The sequence below is a fragment of the Flagellimonas yonaguniensis genome (assembly GCF_029193885.1).
GTDB lineage: Bacteria > Bacteroidota > Bacteroidia > Flavobacteriales > Flavobacteriaceae > Flagellimonas > Flagellimonas yonaguniensis.
In genome coordinates, this window is record NZ_JARFVB010000002.1 from 322442 (window position 1) to 346372 (window position 23931).

Annotated in this window: 21 protein-coding genes; 3 read left to right on the forward strand and 18 right to left on the reverse strand. The window is 41.4% G+C overall.

What is annotated here, in order from left to right:
- Positions 1-63 precede the first annotated feature (63 nt).
- From PY092_RS05875 to rsgA, 10 genes are all read right to left on the reverse strand, one after another.
- Positions 64-1038 carry a polyprenyl synthetase family protein gene (locus tag PY092_RS05875; RefSeq protein WP_275614912.1) on the reverse strand — a complete coding sequence of 325 codons (975 nt, stop codon included), beginning with the start codon at positions 1036-1038 and terminating at the stop codon, positions 64-66.
- Positions 1039-1213: 175 nt separating this feature from the next.
- Positions 1214-2254: a dual-specificity RNA methyltransferase RlmN gene (rlmN, locus tag PY092_RS05880; protein ID WP_275614913.1), complete on the reverse strand. Its 1041-nt coding sequence runs from the start codon at positions 2252-2254 to the stop codon at positions 1214-1216.
- Positions 2255-2328: 74 nt separating this feature from the next.
- Complete coding sequence (gene queA, locus PY092_RS05885) at positions 2329-3378, reverse strand: tRNA preQ1(34) S-adenosylmethionine ribosyltransferase-isomerase QueA (protein WP_275614914.1); 1050 nt, start codon at positions 3376-3378, stop codon at positions 2329-2331.
- 87 nt (positions 3379-3465) lie between these two features.
- The gene (locus tag PY092_RS05890; RefSeq protein WP_275614915.1) at positions 3466-4695 is read right to left on the reverse strand and encodes a 3-phosphoshikimate 1-carboxyvinyltransferase; all 1230 of its coding nucleotides are present in this window, start codon (positions 4693-4695) and stop codon (positions 3466-3468) included.
- Positions 4696-4764: 69 nt separating this feature from the next.
- Positions 4765-5091, reverse strand: a complete 327-nt coding sequence (locus tag PY092_RS05895) for a nucleotide pyrophosphohydrolase (protein ID WP_090293531.1) — start codon at positions 5089-5091, stop codon at positions 4765-4767.
- 45 nt (positions 5092-5136) lie between these two features.
- Positions 5137-7098: a transglutaminase family protein gene (locus tag PY092_RS05900; RefSeq protein ID WP_275614916.1), complete on the reverse strand. Its 1962-nt coding sequence runs from the start codon at positions 7096-7098 to the stop codon at positions 5137-5139.
- A gap of 10 nt (positions 7099-7108) precedes the next feature.
- The gene (locus tag PY092_RS05905) at positions 7109-9115 is read right to left on the reverse strand and encodes a DUF3857 domain-containing protein (RefSeq protein WP_275614917.1); all 2007 of its coding nucleotides are present in this window, start codon (positions 9113-9115) and stop codon (positions 7109-7111) included.
- Positions 9112-11013, reverse strand: a complete 1902-nt coding sequence (locus PY092_RS05910) for a DUF3857 and transglutaminase domain-containing protein (RefSeq protein WP_275614918.1) — start codon at positions 11011-11013, stop codon at positions 9112-9114. Before PY092_RS05910 ends, PY092_RS05905 begins: the two co-directional genes overlap by 4 nt.
- Positions 11014-11099: 86 nt before the next feature.
- Positions 11100-11552 (reverse strand): D-aminoacyl-tRNA deacylase, encoded by a 453-nt coding sequence (gene dtd, locus PY092_RS05915; RefSeq protein ID WP_275614919.1) that lies wholly within the window; start codon positions 11550-11552, stop codon positions 11100-11102.
- Positions 11553-12491 (reverse strand): ribosome small subunit-dependent GTPase A, encoded by a 939-nt coding sequence (gene rsgA, locus PY092_RS05920; protein WP_275614920.1) that lies wholly within the window; start codon positions 12489-12491, stop codon positions 11553-11555.
- Positions 12492-12585: 94 nt separating this feature from the next.
- Here rsgA and PY092_RS05925 point away from each other — a divergent pair, with 94 nt between their 5' ends.
- The gene (locus PY092_RS05925) at positions 12586-13026 is read left to right on the forward strand and encodes a hypothetical protein (protein WP_275614921.1); all 441 of its coding nucleotides are present in this window, start codon (positions 12586-12588) and stop codon (positions 13024-13026) included.
- 73 nt (positions 13027-13099) lie between these two features.
- Here PY092_RS05925 and PY092_RS05930 read toward each other — a convergent pair whose 3' ends face one another.
- From PY092_RS05930 to PY092_RS05950, 5 genes are all read right to left on the reverse strand, one after another.
- Positions 13100-13774 carry a head GIN domain-containing protein gene (locus PY092_RS05930; protein ID WP_275614922.1) on the reverse strand — a complete coding sequence of 225 codons (675 nt, stop codon included), beginning with the start codon at positions 13772-13774 and terminating at the stop codon, positions 13100-13102.
- 133 nt (positions 13775-13907) lie between these two features.
- Positions 13908-14990: a bifunctional 3-deoxy-7-phosphoheptulonate synthase/chorismate mutase type II gene (locus PY092_RS05935; protein ID WP_275614923.1), complete on the reverse strand. Its 1083-nt coding sequence runs from the start codon at positions 14988-14990 to the stop codon at positions 13908-13910.
- Between the two features lie 8 nt (positions 14991-14998).
- On the reverse strand, positions 14999-15859 hold the full coding sequence (locus PY092_RS05940; RefSeq protein WP_275614924.1) for a prephenate dehydrogenase: 861 nt from the start codon (positions 15857-15859) through the stop codon (positions 14999-15001).
- A gap of 3 nt (positions 15860-15862) precedes the next feature.
- Positions 15863-17005: a pyridoxal phosphate-dependent aminotransferase gene (locus PY092_RS05945; protein WP_275614925.1), complete on the reverse strand. Its 1143-nt coding sequence runs from the start codon at positions 17003-17005 to the stop codon at positions 15863-15865.
- Positions 17005-17832 carry a prephenate dehydratase gene (locus PY092_RS05950; protein ID WP_275614926.1) on the reverse strand — a complete coding sequence of 276 codons (828 nt, stop codon included), beginning with the start codon at positions 17830-17832 and terminating at the stop codon, positions 17005-17007. Before PY092_RS05950 ends, PY092_RS05945 begins: the two co-directional genes overlap by 1 nt.
- A 578-nt stretch (positions 17833-18410) precedes the next feature.
- Here PY092_RS05950 and gldA point away from each other — a divergent pair.
- Complete coding sequence (gene gldA, locus PY092_RS05955) at positions 18411-19304, forward strand: gliding motility-associated ABC transporter ATP-binding subunit GldA (protein WP_275614927.1); 894 nt, start codon at positions 18411-18413, stop codon at positions 19302-19304.
- A 95-nt stretch (positions 19305-19399) separates the two neighbouring features.
- Entirely contained in the window at positions 19400-20851 is a 1452-nt protein-coding gene (locus tag PY092_RS05960) for a pyridoxal phosphate-dependent decarboxylase family protein (protein ID WP_275614928.1), read from the forward strand.
- Here PY092_RS05960 and PY092_RS05965 read toward each other — a convergent pair.
- From PY092_RS05965 to PY092_RS05975, 3 genes are all read right to left on the reverse strand, one after another.
- Positions 20848-21933 (reverse strand): serine hydrolase domain-containing protein, encoded by a 1086-nt coding sequence (locus tag PY092_RS05965; RefSeq protein ID WP_275614929.1) that lies wholly within the window; start codon positions 21931-21933, stop codon positions 20848-20850. The two genes, PY092_RS05960 and PY092_RS05965, sit on opposite strands and share 4 nt — an antisense overlap.
- A gap of 75 nt (positions 21934-22008) precedes the next feature.
- Positions 22009-22833, reverse strand: a complete 825-nt coding sequence (locus PY092_RS05970; RefSeq protein ID WP_275614930.1) for a head GIN domain-containing protein — start codon at positions 22831-22833, stop codon at positions 22009-22011.
- The gene (locus PY092_RS05975; protein WP_275614931.1) at positions 22820-23920 is read right to left on the reverse strand and encodes an acyloxyacyl hydrolase; all 1101 of its coding nucleotides are present in this window, start codon (positions 23918-23920) and stop codon (positions 22820-22822) included. Before PY092_RS05975 ends, PY092_RS05970 begins: the two co-directional genes overlap by 14 nt.
- Positions 23921-23931 lie beyond the last annotated feature (11 nt).

The following is a 23931-nucleotide window of genomic DNA, read 5'->3' on the forward strand; positions in this document are numbered from 1 at the left end:
ACAAACAGTTGCCTGAAAAATAAAAATTTTCGGCATTTAATTGATTATCAGTATTTTAAATTATTATTTTTTGCGATCCACCACGTAGTTGACCATAAATGCGAGGGCACTTTTGTACTCGGAATCGGGATAATTGTCCAAAATGGCCAATGCTTGATCCTTGAACTCCAACATTTTGACCACGGCATAATCCAGTCCGCCCTTTTCTTTGACGTACTCGATTACTTCCTTTACCCGCTTTTTGTCCTTATTGTGCTTTTTGATGGAGTTGATCAACCACTTTTTCTTTTCCTTGTCGCTATTGTTCAAAGCATAGATCAAGGGAAGTGTCATTTTCTGTTCCTTGATATCGATTCCCGTAGGCTTACCGATTTTCTCAGCACCATAATCAAACAGGTCATCCTTGATTTGGAAAGCCATTCCACAAAGCTCACCGAATTTCCTGAAGGTTTCCACTTCTTCTGAATCGGGTCTAACGGAACAAGCACCCATACTGCAACAGGCTGCTATCAAGGTTGCGGTTTTCTGTCGGATAATGTCGTAGTATACATCCTCGGTAATATCCAACAATCGTGCTTTTTCAATCTGAAGCAATTCCCCTTCACTCATATCACGGACCGCATTGGAAATAATATGAAGTAAATCGTAATCCTTGTTTTCCAAGGAGACCAAAAGTCCTTTGGAGAAAAGAAAATCACCTACCAACACAGCAATTTTGTTCTTCCATAAAGCATTGATGGAGAAAAAGCCCCTTCGCTTGTTGCTATCGTCCACCACATCATCATGAACCAAACTTGCGGTATGTATCAATTCTATGATCGATGCTCCCGTATAGGTTCGCTCATTGACTTCCCCATTCAATAATTTGGCGGTCAAAAAAACGAACATGGGGCGCATTTGCTTGCCCTTTCTATTAACGATGTAATAAGTGATCCTGTTGAACAATGCGACTTTGGAAGACATGGATTTGAGGAATTTTTCCTCAAAAAGTTGCATCTCATTTTCTATGGGTTCCCTTATCTGCGAAACGATTTTCAACGTAACGGTGTGGTGTTTGGTTTTGAAACCCTAAAAGTAGGGAAAATGCAAGAGTTGTTGGAATGAAATCGAAGTTTTAAGATACAGGTCCAAAACTATCGATGATTTACAAGTGGCATTTTTTTGGTAAAGCGTGTATTGTAGAATTGTTTATTGCTAATTGAACATTGAAAACCTAGCTCTTATTGGCAAGCTGTCCGCAGGCGGCATCAATATCCTTTCCTCGGGACCTACGTATGGTCACCGTTATGCCGTTTCGCTCCAAAGTCTTCTGGTACATTTCAATAGCACTATTGGAAGCTTGCTGAAACTCACCATCATCAATGGGATTGTACTCAATGATATTGACCTTTGATGGGGCAAACTTGCAGAACTTGACCAAAGCATCGGCAGCTTCTTGGGTATCGTTGATACCTTTCCACACCACATATTCGTAGGTAATTCTGTTCTTGGTCTTGCCATACCAATATTCCAGCGCCTCACGAAGGTCCTTTAACGGAAAGGTCGAATTAAACGGCATGATGGAGGTACGCACCTCATCAATTGCGGAATGCAGGGAAACGGCCAAGCCGAACTTCACTTCTTCATCGGCCATTTTTTTAATGATTTTTGGAACTCCGGAAGTGGATACCACAATTCTTTTGGGAGACATTCCCAATCCCTCCGGCGATGTAATCTTCTCAATGGCCTTGAGTACATTGTTGTAGTTCATCAAGGGCTCGCCCATGCCCATAAAAACGATATTGCTCAAGGGTCTATCAAAATAAAGACGGCTTTCATTGTCTATGGCCACCACTTGATCATAAATCTCATCTGGATTCAAGTTTCGCATGCGCTTTAAGCGGGCCGTAGCGCAAAATCTGCAGTCCAAACTACACCCTACCTGACTGGATACACAGGCTGTGGTTCTAGTTTCCGTGGGAATCAAAACCGATTCCACGACCAATCCATCATGCAAACGAACGGCATTTTTTATGGTACCATCGGAACTACGTTGCATTTGATCTACTCGAATATGGTTGATCACAAAGTTGTCTTCCAACATTTTTCGGGTCTCCTTGGAAATATTGGTCATTGCATCAAAATCGTGAGCTGATTTCTGCCACAACCATTCGTACACCTGATTTCCGCGAAATGCCTTGTCACCCTGCTCCACAAAAAAGTTGCGAAGCTGTTCTTTCGTCAATGCCCGTATGTCCTTTTTTTTGATTTCCACAACTTAAAGATAAGCAAGAAAAAATCCCGCTGGCCATATAGCGAACGGGATTTATCTTCTTTGAGATATTGTTTTTACAGAATCAACATCGCATCCCCGTAGGAATAGAAGCGGTAGCCTTCCAAAATGGCCTGCTTGTATGCCTTTTTGATCAAATCGTGACCTGCAAATGCAGAGACCATCATCAATAAGGTGGACTTTGGCAAGTGGAAGTTCGTGATCATACAGTTGGCAATACTGAACTCGTATGGAGGGAAGATGAACTTATTGGTCCATCCCTCAAAGGTGTTCAATGTATGCTCGGAAGACACGGCACTTTCCAATCCACGCATAACCGTTGTACCCACAGCGCATACCTTTCTTTTGTTTGATTTGGCCGTATTTACAATTTCGGTGGCCTTCTCATCGATCACCAACTCTTCGCTGTCCATTTTGTGCTTGGACAAATCCTCCACCTCAACTGGATTGAAGGTTCCCAAACCAACATGAAGCGTCACTTCTGCAAAGTTGATTCCTTTGATCTCCAAACGCTTCAACAAATGTTTGGAAAAGTGCAGACCTGCCGTAGGTGCTGCAACGGCACCTTCGTGCTTGGCGTAAATGGTCTGGTAACGTTCCTCATCATCGGGCGTAACGTCTCTTTTAATATATTTTGGAAGTGGTGTTTCCCCCAATTCCCTAAGCTTTCTTCTAAAATCGGTGTACGAACCATCGTAAAGAAAACGCAATGTTCTTCCTCTGGATGTAGTGTTATCGATTACTTCGGCCACCAAGCTCTCATCTTCTCCAAAATAAAGCTTGTTACCAATTCTGATTTTTCTTGCCGGGTCCACCAAAACATCCCAAAGGCGCTGTTCTTGGTTAAGCTCGCGCAACAAGAACACCTCGATTCTAGCTCCGGTTTTTTCCTTGTTACCAAAAAGTCTTGCAGGAAATACCTTGGTATTGTTCAAGACCATTACATCATCTTCATCAAAATAATCAACTAGGTCTTTGAACATTTTGTGTTCAATTTTTCCAGTATCCCTGTGAACCACCATTAGTTTGGATTCATCCCTGTGTTCTGCAGGATATTCTGCCAATAATTCTTTAGGCAATTCAAAATTGAAGTTCGATAATTTCATGTGGACTTTTTTTCGATTTTTTTAAAGAATGGCAAATATACAACCTCGCGATAGCGGATGTCAAGTAATTTGATGATTAAATGTGGATTACAGTTCCTCGATACCGAATCCGAGTGTTTTGAGGTCCTTCCAAAAATCGGGATAGGACTTGGAAACCACCTCGGCATCGTTCACTACAAAATCTGCTTTTAAGGCCAACGGACCAAAGGCCATTGCCATCCTGTGGTCGTTATAGGTATCCACAGCAACTTCACTTTTAAGGGTTGATTGCGGTTGTAAGGTTAGGCTTTCTGAGTCGATATCCACCGTAGCGCCAAACTTGCCCAACTCAGTTTGAAGTGCTGCCAAACGGTCGGTTTCCTTGATGGGCAGGGTATGCAATCCTGTTAAATGACAACCAATGCCCATACCTAAACAGCTAACCGCAATGGTCTGCGCAATATCGGGAGCGTTGGAAAGGTCATACTCCAAATGATTTGAACTGACTTCCGATATTTTTTCAAGGAGAATGGTATTGTTTGCAAACGTAGTCTCAACACCAAAATCTTTATAGATTTCTGCTAAAATACTATCTCCTTGCAAGGAACTTTGTTTGTAGGAGGACAATTGAATTTCAGCACCTATTTCACACATGGCGACAATGCTATAAAAATAACTGGCCGAGCTCCAATCGGATTCCACGACCAACGTCGTATCTCCCACAGCTTTTTTGGGAGAAACCTTGATACTATTCCCTTCGAAAGAAGTTTGTACACCTAATTGTTCCAAAAGGGCCAATGTCATTTTTATATAAGGAACCGACGTTATTTTGCCTATCAACTCCAATTCGAGGCCATTTTCCAAGCTGGGTGCTATCAACAACAAGGCAGAAATATATTGACTACTTATATTGGCTGGAAGTGGCACTTTACTTTTTTCAAGTTTCTTTCCAGATATTTTTAGGGGAGGATAACCCGCTTCTTTTTCATATTGAATATCAGCCCCAAGTGATTGTAGGGCTTCCACCAACACTTTTATGGGGCGCTCCTGCATACGCTGAGAACCTGTGAGAATGACTTGTTTCCCTTCTTGGGATGCAAAATAGCCCGTTAAAAATCGCATGGCGGTACCTGCATGATGAATATCCACCTCTCCCGTTGACTTGGCCAATCCTTTTTGCATTACCTCTCCATCATCGGAATTGGAAAGATTCTCAATTTTAATGTTCGGAAAAAGGGCTTGCAATAAAAGTGAGCGATTGGTTTCACTTTTGGAACCTGTAATCGCTATGGCGTTTTGGATTTTATTATCGCTGGGCGAGGAAAGCTGGAGTTTCAATGCTGATGGGTTTGAATGAATTTTCAAAACTAGAAAAAACGGGCCTAATGTCCCTTTAAGCGGGCAACTTTATTTAAGCTTTTTGTTATTTTGATGACGGTCGTGATCGCGTTTGGTCTTTAGGTCCAGCTTTTTGTCGAACGCTTCCTGTAGATCGATTCCTGTTTGGTTGGCCAAACAAAGTACCACAAAAACCACATCGGCGAGCTCTTCGCCCAAGTCCTTGGCCTTGTCCGATTCTTTTTCGCTCTGTTCACCATACCGTCTCGCAATAATGCGGGCCACCTCCCCTACCTCTTCGGTAAGCTGGGCCATATTGGTAAGTTCATTGAAATAGCGGACCCCATGGTTCTTGATCCATTCGTCCACTGCTTTTTGTGCGTTTTCTATGTTCACCCTAACAGTTTTTATGATTTGAACACAAAGGTAAGCACAACTGGCTTATTCCTTTTCGAGAACCACATAACTTTGGTTTTGACTTGCTACGGCATTGCTGAAAAACTTTTTCACATAATCGTAACCTTCATTGTTGTACTGTGTGGATTTTAATTGAAGTGAAAAAACGACCATAACATTCCCTTGCATTTCAGTCGTGTTGAAAAGTAACACTCCACTTCCATCAGGTAAGGCCAAGTTAACCGGTTCTGGTATTTCTTTGATTTTATATCCCTCCGGCACTTCTATTTTGGCCATGTAGTTGAATTTTCTGAGATAGCCAAAATCCACGGGGTAACTTCTGGTTTCAGCTTTGAAAGGGTTGTTTTTAAAAAAACGGATTAAAAACGGATTGAAATAAATGGTTCCTGAAGGTTCCACTCCTTCCAATTCGAAGGAATAACGTTCTACCAGATTTTTCTCATCTGATTGTTCTTCGACGATTTCGTAATCCTTGACAAAAAATCCATCGCTGTTCCCTTTCTCAATCTCCTCCAAATACTCCTCGTTTGACAGCGAAGCCAATCGGTTTCGCTTAAAATAAGCATCGTATCCCTTTGAAATTTCATCACAGACACCACTTGCCAAACCATTTTCAAGGTCCAATTTCACTTGCAATCGAATGGCTCTGGTATTTAATTTCTCTGGCACAATGTCGTACCAATAGCTAGCGCCATCCAAATCCATCACTCTACCATAATAGTTCAAACATCGGTAGGGCAACATCCCGAAAGGTAGTGCCTTTTCCGTTGCATCCAATAGGTAGGTGGTTCCATCAATTTCCAATTTGGCGACCACGTAGTTAAAGTCAGACATAACGGGGTGGGACTTTTTCGGCAATCCGTGCATTCTGGTGGACATCAACATTAAATCCGTATCAATACCCGATGCGTTCAACAAATTGATCAGTGTGATGTTTATTTCCGCAACATTGCCCACTCCCTCATCAAAGGCTTTTTTCACTTTGTTATCCCTAAAAATGCCATATTTCCCGTTCCAACTGTAATGGGACTTGACGAAATCATACAGGTTCATGGCCTTGGTAAGGTCATCTTCTTTTCCCCTGATGATTTCCAATGGAAGGTTTCTTTCAAAATAATTCTTTTTTCGGAGCTGTCCCCCAATATCCCGATCTGACCTAAATTCTTTGTCCACATCCTTCCAAGACTTGGTAAATCTTTCCCTTCGCCCATCAAAACCTTCATACTCGGAAAGCTCAAATTCCAGACGCGACCTATAATTGGAAGGTGCCAACATATATTCTTCATCATCCTTGAATGCGGGAACATCCTCCATCACGTATTTCAACACTTCACAATCGGCTTGGGCCGACACCCCTGGTATGCTAAAACAATTGGGTTTGATACTGGCATCGTTGACATCCAATGGTAGCTGGCCCATAAGCGTCCTGTTGTACTTATAGTTCCCAGGTATTTTGGCGTTATATTCCGAATACAGTTTAGGAATATGTTCTTGGAACTCCCATCCATTTAGGTTATAAAAAAACGGAGACTGTACTTCGTATGCGTACTCAAGCACCGAACCTTCTTGAACATTGGAAAAAGTGAATCTTTTTTCCGACCATCGCTCATTGATCTCAACATCATAAACATTATCCTCCATAACATTGTACCTAACTCCATCAGTATGGGTAATGGCCTGAACATCGTTCACTTTCTCAGTTTTCCTTTCTGAATGATAATAGGGAATGGCGATTTCGGCCTCGGAAAAGCCTTCCTTGTCCAATATTTTTATTTTGGCATGATACTCCGTGATCAGCCAAACATAGTTTCTTCTTACCTCGAAGTAGTTTTCCCCTTTTTCATAAAGATATACCGCATGGGCCGTGGTATCTTTTTGATAAGTTTTGAATTCAGATTCAAAAGTGGACAACTCGCCAAATTCTGGTTCCTGAGCAAAAACCAGTGAGGTATTCAACAAAACCAAGAGCACAAGTGCTTTCCTCATTTTATATTTTTTAAGATTTTGTCAGAATAACCTTTTCGGATTCCTTATCTATAATGTGGCGGTAAAACTCTTTGAGATCAGCATAATAATATGCTGGAATCACAGGACTGTTGAGCGCCGTTTCAATTCGTGCCCTTATCATATCCTGGGCAACCAAAATGTTATATTTGAACTGCCCCATATTTTCGGGCAATGCCACCACCATAGGTTCTGGAATGGATTCAACGGTGTATCCCTCTGGGATTTTAATTGAAATTATGTACTTATCCTCCCAAGGGTAGCCGTAATCGACAGGGAATTCCCTTTTTTCCATTTTGAAAGGATTAACCCGTGTGGTCAAATGAAACAATGGCGACAGATAAAGTTTGCCTGCTATTATCTCATAGGCCGCTTCTTTTTTAAACTCATAGGATTGTACAATAGGTTTTGACAGTTCTTCGGCATTCTGTAAATCAAAACCTGATATTTCCATATCACCATTTTTCTCCAAATTATCCAAATATGATTCTTCGGATCCTTCTGTATAGCTATTCCTAAAAGCAAATGCGTTATTGGCTGTGTATTGTTGTCTATACTTCCCCTGTATGGATCCATCTTCATTCAGATCTATATTCATCATCACAGCATCCAAAGATTTGGATTTGGGCATTAAGCTAACTTGACTGGAACTACCATCATCGCGAATCAATCTACCAAACCAATTCAAGGCACGTGTCGGTAATACATCTGGCATGGCGTTTTTATCAGTGGCATCAAATAACACTAGGTCATTTTGAATTTCAAGACCAGCCACCACATAATTGAATCCATTTCTGGTTGGGAACATAGGTATGCCATGCGATCTGGTACTTACCAAAACTGGATTTGCATCGAGACCCGCATATTTGAGCATAGCGATGAGCATCAAATTGACCTCGGCAACATTCCCTGTACCTTCTTTATATGCTTTTCTCACACCTTGACTACATCCTACCCCGGTATATCCATCCCAGTTCATTTTGGATTTTACGTGTTGGAAAATGGCCATTGTCTTTTCAGAATCGGATGATAATCCTGATATCAATCGATCAACATCATCATCAAAATAATTGTCCTTGTTCAACTCCCCTCCAAAATCATCATTGTTGTAAATGGTCTTGGCAACATCCTCCCAGGTAGTGCTGTAATGCGTAAAACCTTGATTGGGAAAATTTGTCGATGCGAGTTCAAACTGAATGGCTGTTCTATAATTATCTATATTGTTCGTGTATTTCTCTTCCAACAAAGCCGGCAAATTGGATGCAGCTATGTTGTACACATTCTCAGTTAATTCAAGAGTATTGTTTTTCTGGGTATTTTTGGAATACTTTCCCGCCGAATCCAAAGAAGATCGGTATGAAACCTTAAGCGTTCGGTTTTCTTTGGTCTGTGTAAAATCAATGGGATGGAACCCCCTACTATATTGCTTAAAAATAAAGTACTCTGGAATATCCAATCGTACTTTCACGTAATCCACAGGAATATCGTATTGCAGCTTAAACTCATCGATGTACCAATACAATGGGGAGTTGATTTCGTATTTAATATCCAACACACTCCCCTCATGCACATCTGGCATTGTAATGGAGGCTTTTTCCCTATATTTGTTCACGTCTTCCATGAAGACACCATCATTCTTGAGTTTTTGGCTTACCACTTTTCCATTTTCCAGATTAAACGTATAGCCTTTTACTGCGTGTATGGTCTCGTTTTCACTTTCTCCAAGATAAAGGGGAACCTGTAATGTTGCCCAATCAAATCCCTCTTTGTTGTATATTTTGATGCGATAGTGCACTTCACGGATAAGGGACCAACCTGTGTTGTATTTATAATCGTACCATACCCTTTCCTCCTTATGGAGAATGGCAGCATTGGCCTCGGGGTAAGTGGCATGCTCTGTTGCGGCCACTTCTTCCTTGGATACTTTTCCGAATTTGATTTCATTGGAACTCACTACTTGCTGTACGAGCAGCAGAAGAAAAAACAGTCTTAATTTCATGATTCTTTTTTACTTAGAACGATTTTAGAATTATCATATCTAGCGACTTTCTTTCGGAAGTCACGATAGAGTTTATAGTCTTCTTTGGGGTATTCTCCCGATTTGATCAAAAGTTTTCTTTTGTACACAATGATCCCTGGTTCCACGGGCTCAATGGATATAGCGTAAACCCCAAACTTGGTCTCTTCCTTGACGGGCAACATCCATGTTTCAGGAATGTATCCTTCAGGAAGGTGAATGATGAACTCATCTTCATCCAAATAGCCACGCTTGATCACCAATGGTCTTTTTCTATTTCTAGATCTATCCGGCACCCCATAATTGCGATTTGACACATTAGGTACCAACAATAGTTTATCGCCTGCAATGGTCAAATAGTTCTCGACACTGAAGGCCACCTCTTCGATAAACTCAATATTATTGGCATCGTTTTGGTACTTGACCTCATCCAATCTCAGGTTCTGCACATAATTCCAGTATGATTTATAGAACTCTTCTTGTTCGGACTTGGTATTACCGGTTCTCCAGTACTTGTCATCGTATTGGAATCCCTTTGAAAGGATTTTCACTTTCCCTTTGACATTCTTCCCTTCTGTAACGTGGAATTCTGCCTTGGTGGATTGATAATTGTCTTCATCCAAATAGGCTTTTGTCCTGACCAATTCCCCTCCTTTAGGAGTCACTTTCAAAACATTTCGGTTATCGGTAAAAGTGCCCAGGTAATTGACAGGTGTTTTTTGGCTGGTACATTCCAACCAAACTTCTTCTTTCTCGAGTGGTACATTTAAAAACACATGGTTTCCTTGCATGGACGGGAAGTCTTCATCGAAACTTTTCATTTGTCCGCCCGCATGCACCACGGTATAGTACGATTCTACCCCAACTGCACTCAACAGGGCCTTTGTATAATTGGTAAGCCCCTTACAGTCGCCATACTTTACGCGATCCACATCCGATGCGCTTATGGGCATCCAACCGCCAATGCCCAATTGAACACTTATATAGCGGGTATTTTCTTGAACATATTTATATATTATCCTGGTTTTCTCTAATGGGTCGGATACTCCTTTAACCAAGTTTTTAACGTATTGAATGGTACCTTCATCCAAATCGTCCCTTCCCTCCAGAAGTTCATCGTTCATCCATTTACCAAGTTCTTGCCATGTTGAAGCTTTTCCGTCAACACCTTCGAGATGGAATTCGTCCATGGCAATTTTTACCTGAGGGGCAAAATCGTTAAATGATGGGGACAATGGTTCCGCTTTTATGGCCTTTAGGTTTTTGGCCTTGTATGCAATTGAGTTTTCCGTCTCTTTGATGTCAATTTGGTAAGACTCAAAATTCTCCTCTTTATGCCTAAAAGGTATGCCACATTCCATGGTAAAGGAGAACTCGCTTTTTTCGGTACTTACCCTATAATCGTCCAAAAAAGCCCAATTTGGTGCAAATGCCGTATTTGGGGTTGTATACTCTTTAACAAATTCAACAGTATAGGGATATTGTGTAGGGGTATATCGCATGACCAAAACACGTGAATCGGAATAAAGTGTACCGCCATCAATAGCACTTTGGTCCAAAAAATCCCTTTTCTTGATCTTCTTTATTTCTTTTCCATGTGCATTGTAAATAATGGCTTCCAGCTCGGAAACCCTATCGTTTTTTTCATAAAACGCATAGGCATGAACATGCTCATTACCTTTCTCATTGAAAATCGTAACCACCCTTTTGGCGGAAACCTTCATCCTATCCTGATCCTCAACGACCACATCCATTATGTCCAATCGAACAACTGCATCGGCATTTTGCCTTACTTCCTTTGGAATGGCGTCAACAGTATAGTTCTGAGAAAACGAGAAATGAAAGAATAAGCTAAATAGGAATAGAAAATAGAATCGCATTCGTTTATTGGGAAATGGTTAGTTCAGGCAGCACTAAAGTCTTTAATTTCCTACAAAAAAGGCGATTTTTTTTCGATAAAAAGTAATTATTCCTTGTTTTTTGTGTCCATGGCAATGGTAACTGGACCATCGTTGAGAAGTTCCACTTTCATGTCGGCACCAAAAATTCCCGTGCCCACTTTTTTACCTAATTTTTGCTCCAAGACTTGGACAAACTCCTCGTACATTGGAACTGCAACATCCGGTTTTGCCGCTTTTATGTAAGATGGGCGATTTCCTTTTTTGGTCTGCGCATGCAACGTAAATTGACTGACCACGATAATATCTCCATCAATATCCAACACAGAGCGATTCATCACATCGTTTTCATCATTGAAGATACGGAGGTTCACTATTTTATTGGACAACCAATCAATGTCTTCTTTGTTATCGGCGTCCTCAATGCCCAACAACACCAATAAACCATTTCCTATGGATGAAATCAGTTTGCCATCAACCGTAACACTTGCTTTTGAAACTCTTTGTAATACTGTTCTCATTTATCTTTCCCTATACGGATTGTCTTCTTCCCCTGTTAACATTTGAACATAACTTCGGTATCGGCTTGCCGCAATTTCATTATTCTCCAAAGCTTCTTTCACTGCACATTTGGGCTCATCCAAATGAAGACAGTTATTGAACTTGCATTCCGATTTCAACTCGAAAAATTCAGGGAAATAATCGCCGATCTCGTGCTTTTCCATATCCACAATACCAAACCCCTTTATCCCTGGGGTATCAATGATTCGAGCATCAAAAGATAGGTCGTACATCTCGGCAAATGTGGTAGTGTGCTGTCCTTGCATGTGCTGTTCCGAAATCTCTGCCGTTTTCAACTTCAAACCTGGCTCCAGAGCATTGACCAAGGTGGATTTCCCTACACCGGAATGGCCCGCGAACATACTTGTGTGACCAAGCATCAGTTCTTTTACTTTGTCCACGTTTTTGCCTTGTTTGGCTTCAATCTGAATGCAGGTATAGCCAATTTTACGGTAAAGGTCCATCAAATAGTCTACCTCGAACTTTTCCTCTTCACTATACACATCCATTTTATTGAACAGTAGCACTACGGGAATGTCATACGCTTCTGCCGTTACCAAAAATCGATCTATAAAACTGGTAAAAGTGGGGGGGTTGTTCAACGTGACCAACAGAAACACTTGATCTAAATTGGAAGCAATGATGTGTGTTTGCTTGGAAAGCTTTACCGACCTGCGGACAATGTAGTTCTTGCGCTCCCCGATTTTGGAAATCACACCAACCGTTTCATCCCCAATATTTTCCAAATGGAATTCCACATGGTCGCCAACGGCCACCGGATTGGTACTCTTGATTCCCTGTGTTCGGAACTTGCCCTTGATACGGCATTCGTAAAATTCTCCATCCGAAGCTTTTACGGTATACCAGCTTCCCGTTGATTTATAAACAGTTCCGTTCACTATTTGTTTATATTTTGATTACAAAGAAACAATATTCCTGCTTTTTCGTCGTATATCTTTGTTAACAGTTTTAACGATCATTAACATTTCAATCATGAAGAAAATCATTTTGGCCGCTGTGGCAATTCTCGCAGCAACATTTGCTATGAGTGCACAGCAGTACCATGTAGTTACCAGTGTGGAGTCCATAGTCCCCAATGGACTGGGAAGATCTCGAATCATAAACGCTTTGGAGGACAAGGATTACAAAGAGTTTACAAGTGTACAGACCGAGGACGACAATACTCGAAACAAATCCAAGAGAAATGAAATCCGTGTAAAGAATTTTGAGGAAACCAAACTTTTGAATTTTTATAACATCGGAGGTATCCGTTTCCAGAACATTGCTGCAAACGATGCACTTATCACTTCCATGATCAACGATATGGTTTCCAATGGATGGGAATTGGCCTTTGTGGTAAGCGGCGTTGAAAGTGAAGGTGGAAAAGGTGACGGGCAAGGTATTTTCATTACCCGATACATATTTAAAAAGTAAATGCCGTACATACAAATGACAAATAAAAAAGCCCTCCATCAATTGGAGGGCTTTTTTATGGCAACAAGTTTCATTAATCCTTAATGTGAACCCTTCCGCCCACAAAGGTCTTTTTATGTACCGTTTCTGGATTTCCGTAAACATACACATCCCCCCCGGCCTTTACATTAATGTCCACCATTTCTGAAGCAAACACATCCGCTTCACCTCCGGCAGAAATCTTCACATCCGTTGTTGCGGTTCTTAGTTCCCTTCCTTCAAAAATACCTCCTGTATTCAATACAACTGTCTGGTTTTTTGCCAAACCAGAAGCTTGGACAATACCACCCGTTACGGCTCTTATCTCGGCATAATCCACATCCATTCCTATACGGATGGTGGCCCCTTCTTGGGCTCGTAACTCTATTCTACTTTTCTGAACCATCTCGTTGCAAGTAATCTGTGCTCCTTCATTACCATCGATCACATCCAGATTGGTGTAGTAGACTTCGATCATGGTATCCTCTCCCTGAAACTTTTTATCCAACTGCATTCTAAGTTTCAAGACCCCATTTTTATTGGTCCATTTAATGTCGTCGACATTCCAGCCTTTGATCATGATCTTGTTCTCATCTGATTGGATCAGGTTGACCTCGATCAAATCAAAAACCTTGATTTTGTTGAATTCCCCGACTTCCGTATCAATGATTCGTTGCGAAAACATAACCAAAGGAAGCAAAAGAATACCTAGTGTGTATATTTTTTTCATGATAGAGTGTTTTTACTTTTCAAAGATGACCCCTTCACACTTTTGTTACAGTTTGAAGCAAAAAAACTATTTGCACCTTCAATTATTATCGAAGCTACAAATAGTTCTTGAATCTACCTGATTAAAAATCAGCCTAAGCGTTGATGATTTTTTCTTGGTGGTTGATGGATTCCTGGTGGATTGCCTTGAACATTTTCAAAACAAATTCCTCGCTCAATCCTCTTTGCTCTCCTTCCAAGATCATATTGCCCAAAATGGCATTCCAACGATTGCTTTGAAGCACTGCCACATTCTTTTGTTTTTTCAGTTCGCCAATGCCATCGGACACCTTCATCCTTTTACCCAAAAGGTCAATCAATTGGTTGTCCAATATATCTATCTGAGCTCTTAGGTTGCTCAAATTGTTCTTGTACTCGGCTTCTTCGTCTGTTTCTTTTCTGATACGTAAATCTTTCATGATCTGAACCAATGTTTTTGGGGTTACCTGCTGAGCGGCATCACTCCATGCATTGTCAGGATCATAATGTGTTTCGATCATCAAACCATCAAAGTTCAAGTCCAAAGCAGTTTGCGATACATCAAAAATCATATCACGTTTTCCCGTTATATGGCTAGGGTCATTGATGATGGGCAGATCAGGGAACTTGGTCTGCAACTCGATGGCCAACTGCCATTCTGGAATATTTCGGTATTTGGTTTTCTCGTAAGTGGAGAAACCTCTGTGGATCACCCCCAATTTTTCAATATTTGCGGAGTGCAAACGCTCTACAGCGCCCAACCAAAGGGAAATATCTGGGTTTACGGGGTTCTTGACCAAAACGATTTTGTCGGTTCCCTCCAAAGCATCGGCAATCTCTTGAACGATAAATGGACTTACCGTTGAACGTGCTCCGATCCACAACAAATCTACATCGTGCTCCAACGCAAGATCTACATGTGCTCTATTGGCCACTTCGGTAGCGGTTTTTAGCCCAGTTTCCTCTTTTACCTTTTGCAACCACTTCAATCCAATGGCTCCTACTCCTTCAAAATTTCCTGGACGAGTTCTTGGTTTCCAGATTCCAGCTCGGTAATAGCTCACATCGGTATCTTTAAGATCGTGTGCTATTTTCAGCACTTGGTCTTCGGTCTCTGCACTGCACGGACCTGCTACTACCAAGGGATGACCCAAATTCATGTCATCCAACCATTTCCTCATTTCCTTCTTGTTTTCCATAATACTCTCTATTTTTTTGTAAGTGGTATTCCTTTTAGTATTTGTTTTATTTTATTGGTATTGCTCATTTCTTGGTGGACATTTTCAAAATCATTGTCCAATATCAGTTGTTTGAACGTGGTCAGGTTCTGGATGTATTCTTCCAACGTTTCCACAACATTGTCTTTGTTCTGCTCAAAAATAGGTGTCCACATATCGGGCGAACTTTTCGCCAACCGAACGGTGCTTTCAAAACCACTCCCCGCCATGTCAAAAATATCACGCTCATTTTTTTCTTTCTCAATAACCGTCTTTCCCAACATAAAAGAGCTAATGTGTGATAAATGAGATACGTAGGCGATATGTTTGTCGTGCGCTTCGGGATTCATATATCGAATTCGCATTCCTATATCCTGAAAAATGGCCAATGCTCTTTCTTGAAGCTTGAAGGCTGTTTTTTCAACTTCGCAAATTATCATGGTCTTACCCGTATACAATCCTTGAAACGCCGCGGCTGGTCCCGAAAACTCGGTACCGGCTATGGGATGGCAGGCCATAAAATTTCTCCGCTTGGGATGATCTGCTACTTGTTCGCATATCAATCGTTTGGTGGATCCTGCATCCATTACCACGGTTTCATCCCCAACTGCATCCAAAATTTTGGGTAATTCGGTAACCAGAACATTCACAGGAATGCCCACGTAGACCATGTCCGCAGTTTCCAAAGACTCGTAATCCCCTTTTTTATCAATAATCTGAAGTTCCAAAGCTTCATCTAAATGGGAATCACTCTTGTCCACTCCGATAATTTCAGCGTCAGGATGTAGCTTTTTCACATCCTTCGCGAAAGAACCACCTATCAATCCAACTCCTATAATGACTACTTTCATAATCTAAAATCTTTCAATGGCTTCTTCGATTTTTTCTTCTTTCACACAAAGGGAAAAACGAATATAGCCTTCTCCATTACTCCCAAATATGGTTCCAGGGGCAATAAAAATATCTTTATCGTAAAGCACCTCATCAATAAATGATTCCGACGATGGAGCGCCCTCAGGCAATTTGCACCATACAAACATGCCCACCGCATTTTCATCGTAGGTACAGCCTAATTTATCTGCCAATTGAAACATCAACTCTCGTCGTTTGGTATACACCTTGTCCAATGCTTCGAACCATTCGGGACCACTTTGCAAAGCCGCAATAGCTCCTTTTTGAATACCGTAGAACATTCCTGAATCCATATTGCTCTTTACTTTCAACACCGCAGTGATGTGCTCTGCACTACCCAGCAGCATCCCAACACGCCAGCCTGCCATATTGAAGGTCTTGCTCAAACTGTTCAGCTCCAAGGTGCAATCCTTGGCCCCTTCAATGGACAAAATACTGGTAGGATTGCTGGAGAGGACAAAACTATATGGATTATCGTTTACCAAAAGGATTTCATTTTCCTTGGCAAAATCCACCAAAGACTCCAATTGCTCCTTGGTCGCCGTTGCCCCTGTGGGCATATGTGGGTAGCTGATCCACATCAACTTTACTTTGGTCAAATCTTTTTTGGACAGTTCTTCCAAATCGGGGAACCACCCATTTTCCGCTTTTAAGTCATACGTAACAGGAGCTCCACCCACCAAGTTGGTAACAGAGGCGTAGGTAGGATACCCAGGATTGGGCAACAGTGCTTCATCCCCCTCATTTAAAAAGGCCATACTGATGTGCATAATGCCTTCCTTGGACCCCATCAAAGGCAAAATTTCGGAAGATGGGTCTACGGTCACTTGAAATTTTTGTTGATAGAAATCCGCAATGGCCTCTCTTAGTTGTGGTAATCCTTGATAGCTTTGGTATTGATGCGCCCCAGCCTCGATAATGGAATCCCGAAGGGTTTCCAGTACTTGTGGCGATGGGGCCAAATCCGGGCTGCCAATCCCCATATTGATAATGGGCTTGCCTTCGGCCATCAATCCCCTGACCTCTCTTAATTTTTTAGAGAAGTAGTATTCCTGTACGGTATTTAACCTATCTGCTGTTATCATTACAACAATGCATTTTTATATTCTCCCAAAACCTTGAAATCCTCGGCCATGATCTGCATCAACGATTTGGTTTTGGCAAAGTGCTCATATTTATTAAAAGTCACATCCACGAAAAAGGCATACTTCCATGGGGTCTCGATCACGGGCAAGGACTGAATCTTGGTTAGGTTCATGTTGCAATCGCTCATCACGTTCAGCACCGTGGCCAAACTGCCTCTTTTGTGATCGGTTATAAATCTCAATGAAGCTTTATTGATTTCCTTTTCCGGCAGTACCTTGTTCTGTTTTTTAAGAACTATGAACCTCGTGGAATTGTTCACGATGGTCTGGATATTGTCAGCAATGATTTCCAAATCGTACAATTTGGCTGCCATTTTTGGGGCAATTGCAGCAATATGCTCCAACTTCTCCTCTTTGATCCGCTTTGCCGTCTCGGCTGTATCCACGCTTTCCACCAATTTTATTTGCGGGTGAGCCTTAAAGAACTCCTTACATTGCAATAATGCCATAGGGTGTGAATGTACCTCTTGAATATCATCAAAAGTTTGTCCTTTCTTGACCATAAGGTTATGGTGGATGTTCAGGTAGTGCTCCCCTATCACATGGATATTGTTGTGATAAACCAAATTGTAATTGGGGATAATGGATCCTGCGATGGAGTTCTCAATGGCCATAATGCCCTTGTCCGCAGCACCTATCATCAAATTATCGATAACAGCGTCAAAAGAGTTGCACTCGAGCAACTCAATGTCATCTCCAAAAAAATCGGTGGCAACCTGATGATGGTTGGAACCCTTAATTCCTTGTATGGCGACTTTTAATTCCATTGCAAAAAAAAAGCCCCGATGTATCGGGACTTTATAAATTGGTTATACTTTAAACGTATCTATAATAGTCCCGTTCCTCTTTGAAAAAAGAAGTAAAAATAAAAACGGTTCCAGAAATACGTGTTTGTCATCTCGTTGTTAATTGTTGGCTAATTTAGGTATTCAATCCGAAACACACATACATTCCCAAATTTTTTTTGATTTTTTTCAAAAATGACATTTTCACTACACATTATTTTATAGAAACCACCCTTTTTTAAGAATTCCCATCTTACCGATAATGTTTAAAAAGATGCATGGAATAAAATCCTTGCTTTTGAAACCGATGGATTAAAGCATCTAAAAGTGTATTTTTGGAATCAACAAAAAGGTTGTGCATTTTGATTGAAATTTGTCAGTTCGAGTGCTTTTTGATGGTTGAGTGAAGTCAAAACCGAATGAAAATTGCATCGACAACCAGAATTTCAAGTTCAAAAAACCGATTCTCGATACAAAATTCTTCAGAATTTCACTCGAATTGACGGTTTTAGGTCAAGTAATATTGAAAAATGTCCAACTAGTCATTAAATTGATTTTGAATGTCCATTACCGTAGAGAATATCACAAAAACCTTTGGTTCCCAAAAAGCATTGAACAATGTTTCCTTTACAATCAACAAGGGCGAGGTTGTTGGCTTTTTAGGCCCCAACGGTGCAGGAAAGTCCACCATGATGCGGATTTTGACCACCTATCACAAAGCCGATACTGGAGAAGCCACCGTAAATGGGTTCGACGTTTTGGAAGCGGAAAAAGATGTTCAAAAAAGCATCGGGTACTTGCCAGAGCACAATCCACTGTATTTGGAGATGTACGTTAAGGAATACTTGGCTTTCAATGCAAATGTCTATAAAGTGGACAAATCCAAAATCAATGATGTGATAGAACAAACAGGATTATCCCCAGAGGCACACAAAAAAATCGGACAGCTTTCCAAAGGATACCGTCAGCGAGTTGGGCTTGCGGCAGCTTTGCTGCACAACCCGGAAGTTCTGATTCTCGATGAGCCTACTACGGGACTCGACCCCAACCAATTGATCGAGATCCGAAAACTGATTCGCGAAATCGGCAAGGAGAAAACCATTTTGCTCTCCACACACATTATGAAAGAAGTGGAAGCCGTTTGCGACCGGGTAATCATCATCAACAAAGGGGAATTGGTGGCCGACAAAAAACTGGAGGAACTTCGTGAAGCCGAAGAGCAAATCATTGAAGTGGAATTTGATTATCGTGTAGAGGAACAATTACTGCAACAGATGCCCCATGTTTCCAATGTAAAAAACACAGGTGGATTTGTCTACGAAATCACTTTTGGCACATCCAAAGACATGAGGCCTTCCGTTTTTGATTTTGCTCACGACAATAAACTAAAAACACTCCAACTCAGTAGAAAGAACAAAAACCTGGAGAGCTTGTTTACTGAACTTACCTCCTGATTTTCCTTTTACCCTAACAGATGGAACAACCATCCAAAATGGATGGAAAACCGTTCCAAATATGGTACTTTTGCGGTTCAGTAGAAAACGGACCTATGAAGAAGAACAACGCCAGATTGGAACTCTCAAAAGAAGAAATGAAAAGTTATGGGTATCAGATCGTTGATGCCATAGTGGAACACCATGCTACCCAACACGAAAAATTGCCTGTTGCCCTTGGCTCGCGGGAAGAAATGGACTCTTTGTTCTTGGAGGAAGCCCCCGAACAAGGCATGGACCCATCACAGGTACTCGATTTTGTTTTGGAAAAAGTAATGACCAATAGCGCCAATATGGCTCACCCACGATCGTTTTCTTTTGTACCTGGCCCTAGCAACTATATCAGTGTAATGGCCGATGCTTTGGCCACGGGATATAATATTTTCTCTGGAGGATGGGCCGCAAGTCCAGCTGCAGCCGAACTGGAGATCGTGACCATTCAGTGGCTGTTGAAGATTTTTGGATTTCCCAAGAAAAAAGGTGGAGGCATCTTTACCAGCGGGGGGTCCATGGCCAACCTCACTGCTGTGGTAACAGCTCGTAGAATAAAATGTGGGGATGATTTTTCCAAAGCGGTTATTTATCTATCCGATCAAGCACACTCTTCCAATATCAAGGCCATTCGGGTGTTGGGATTTAAAAAAGAACAAATCAGGATCATTCCAACTGACAGCGAACTCAAGTTTTCCGTAAACAAATTGAAAAACTGTATTGCCAAGGACAGGTTGGAAGGTCTTTATCCATTTTGTTTGATCGCCACCGCAGGAACAACCAATACAGGCACTGTGGACCCTTTGGTGGAATTGGGAAAAATTTGCAAGAAAGAGGATATCTGGTTTCACATTGATGGTGCCTATGGTGGAGCGGCCATTTTATCCCAAAAAGGCAAACAGGCGATGAAAGGCATTGAAAAAGCTGATTCCTTGACCGTGGACCCACATAAATGGTTCTTCCAACCTTACGAAATGGGTTGCCTTTTGGTGCGAAACCACAAAAACCTGAGCCACACCTTTACTGAAAAACCCGAATATTTAAGGGATATTGAAGGTAATACCTCTGAAATCAATTTTTACGATCACGGCATTCAATTGACCAGAAGGTTTCGGGCATTGAAGTTTTATATGTCCTTAAAAACCTTTGGTTTAAAGGAGTTTCGCGATGCCATCAGCTACAATATCGATTTGGCAGAAGAAGTGGAAACGATGCTTCGTGGCAGTAAAAGTTGGGAAGTCGTGTTTCCAGCTACCTTGGCTGTCATCAATTTCAGGTACAACCCTATCAACAAAAAATACTCAGAAAAGGAATTGGACAAGATCAACCAATACATTTCTGGCAAAGTTGTGGATTCACGCAAGGCTTTGCTCGTCACCACTATTTTAAATGGACAGATTGTGCTTCGGATGTGCCTCATCAATCCGAGGACAACGATGAAGGACGTTACAGACACCTTCGACCTTTGCAAAAAATACGCCTTGGAAATTGAGGAGCAGTTGGCAAGTAAAGTCTAAGCTAGCTTCTCGAAAACAGCATCAATTGCTTCATCTAAAAAAGGTTGCACCTTTGGATCTGTGCAATTGATCAGGATAGCTACAACTTTTTCTTGTTTTGGATACACAAAAAGGTTGGTGTAAGCTCCTACGCTGTTGCCAACGTGTCCCACAAATGGCCTACCGTTGGAATCCTGACTGACCTGAAACCCAAGACCATAATATGTGGGTTTATCTTCTATGATTTGGGAAGTCAGTAACTGCTCGTAGGTTGCTCCCTCGAGTAATTTTTGTTCTAAAATCGCCTGCCCCAGTTTGGCCACATCCTCGCAGGTGGCCAAATAACCTCCCCCTGCCAATTTGTAGTTATTGTTCACGGCAACAGCTTCGGTGAAGCACAATGCCCGTTTGGTGTAGAACCGGGTTTTGTTCTCGTCTGCGCTCGAACTGAAATCGATATCCACTGAAGAAAAGGTATTTTTCAACCCCAAGGGTGTCAAAATATGATCTTTCACATATTCGTTAAATGGAACACCACTCGCTTCCTGCATAGCCAAGGACAATAACACAAAATCAAAACTATTGTAAAGATAACCGGTACCGGGTTCAAAAAACAAAGGGTCATTTTTAAACACTTCCATTCCATCTTTGATGGAGTAATCCCGATTCAGTGCATATTCCTTGCCCCGGTACCCTCGAATACCAGCTGTATGACTTGCCAGTTGCCTAAGCGTGAAGTCGTATTTCTTTTTTGGATAGTAAGGCACATAGGAGTAGAAAGATTCATCCAAATCCACTAAACCATCTTCCTCCATTTTACCCAACGCCAATCCTGTGATACATTTGGAAATGCTTGCGATGCGGAAAACCGTATCCTTTGGATGGACCTTGATTCTTTTATCGACATCTGCAAAACCATACCCTTTTTGAAGCACCATTTGACCTTTGTTCAAAACAGTAACGGCCAAACCTGGTACTTTTTTTTCTGCAATGAGATTATGGAAAAGCATATCCGCTTTATCCAGCCCTTGAAGCCCTTCCAATGATTTTACCTTTGGAAAAGGAGAGAAGAGATTTTTAATATGTGCGAAGAGATTTCCCAAAAACTCGATTTGAATTTCGAAATTAAAGAGAAATATTATAGAAACTGGGAATCAATGTCATAGTTTGAAACCATATCAATCTTCAAATATCAACTTACCTGTGAACAATTCATCAACATCCACTTCAGGAGGGATGTTTACACTGATCACATTTCCTGTTCCCCTGATTACGCCGCTCAAACTTTGTTGCGGATTCACAAAAACATCATTGGAACCCCTATGGCTAACAATTGCCCTATTCGCTATTAATTGGTTAGCTTCAATCCTGGAATCCCCAGCGGCAACGGTCACATTCAAATTTTCCGTATTTCCTTGAAGCTTGAAATAGGCTATCCCATTGACCAATATTCTGACCGTGGTTGAATTCAGGTTTAAATCGAAAGAGCCATCCGTGGTTTCGGTTTCGGGATTGGAATAGCTTTCAGCCAATAGTGTGAGGCCGGGGTAATTCAGAACCCCATCACTGGAAATCAACAGACCTGTACTGCTTCGAATTTCAGTAATGTTAGGCGAAGTAATATAGACCGTGGTCAAGCCGTAATCCCTAACATAATTACAACTGTTTTCATTGCGAAGCACAAGGCGGTTATCCTTTACCTCCACAGAGACATCGTTCAAGAGATACTCCCCAGTTTCCACTTCGACCTGTTGTTCATCACCCTGTTTCAAGACCACGTTCAGGTTTTCAAAAACCGTGATAGCGTTAAATTCTGCAACATCAACTGGTTGCCTTACCATTTCTCCAGCATTTCGAAAACAATCGGGAACGTTATCGCCGTTGCAAGAAATCAATATTAGAAAAATAGCCAACACGAAGTACCTCTCGACTGCGCTCGAGATGACATCCTTAAACCTAAATAAATTTCCAACTTCCAACATCTCAATTCTATAATCTGACACCTATTCCAAATTCAATGGCTTCTGCTTTGGCACCATGTGATTTTAGGGTTACCGCTCCGAATATCTTATCTCCAAAATATCGTTTCAAACCGATTCGGTTGTACATTCTTCCCTCAAAATCAAAAGGATAATAGACATAATAACCCAATTGGGCCACCACACTTAATTTGTTCACAAAAAGTTCGTGCCCCAAAAACACACCTACGCGCTTGTAATCGGTATCCGGGGATACATCCAATTCAGGAAACGATATAGCTTGGTAACGTATCAATTCCTTTAAAAAATTGGAAAAGAACACATCTGTACCCAACTGAATGGCACTCCGGTTCCCCAAACGTTTATCTGCATAAGCCGAAACAATGGCAAAGCCATATTGGCCCATATTAATGACATCACTCTCGTTGGCTCCTCCACGGAGCACCAAGTTATATCGAATCGGTTCGGTTATTTTTTCCTTTGCTTCGGGGACCAAATATTCAAAAGTCCCATCCTTTTCTAAATCGTAAGTCAGCCCAAAATTAAAGGCGATGGTGTTAGTAGACGTATTCGGTGCCTTGAAATTGGCGTTGGAATAGTGGATTAGGGAAATACCAGCCTTAAAACCCAATCCTGCCACAATATTTTCCTTGTGATAGTTGAACATGAGCATGGTAGAACTCAACAAGTGACTCCCATAGGCATTGTTCCTGAAGTTTTCAGTTCTATCGTATGGATTAGTGTTGTAGGCGATACCCTGTGCTACCCTAAACTGAAGATTTCGTTTGAAAAAATAGAAATTATAGTGCGCATACAACCCAAAATGCTTTCCAAGGGTCGTATTGTTCATATCTTGATAGACGAACGAAAAACCTGTATCTGGATAGCCTAAATCCGCCTCCCAATCCTCATGACCAAAACGTTTTCTGTTAAACCCCACAATAATACCTCCCGGATGATCGGTAATCAAGTGGGAAATGTCAGGATTATGCAACAGTACAGAGCCATAATATTGGCTTACATCCAATGTATATTGTTTTGGGACATCTCCATCTTGTGAGAATCCAAAGCAAAAACATAACAGAAATACCAGATAAAGTAGGTGCCTCATGGGGCGCTAAA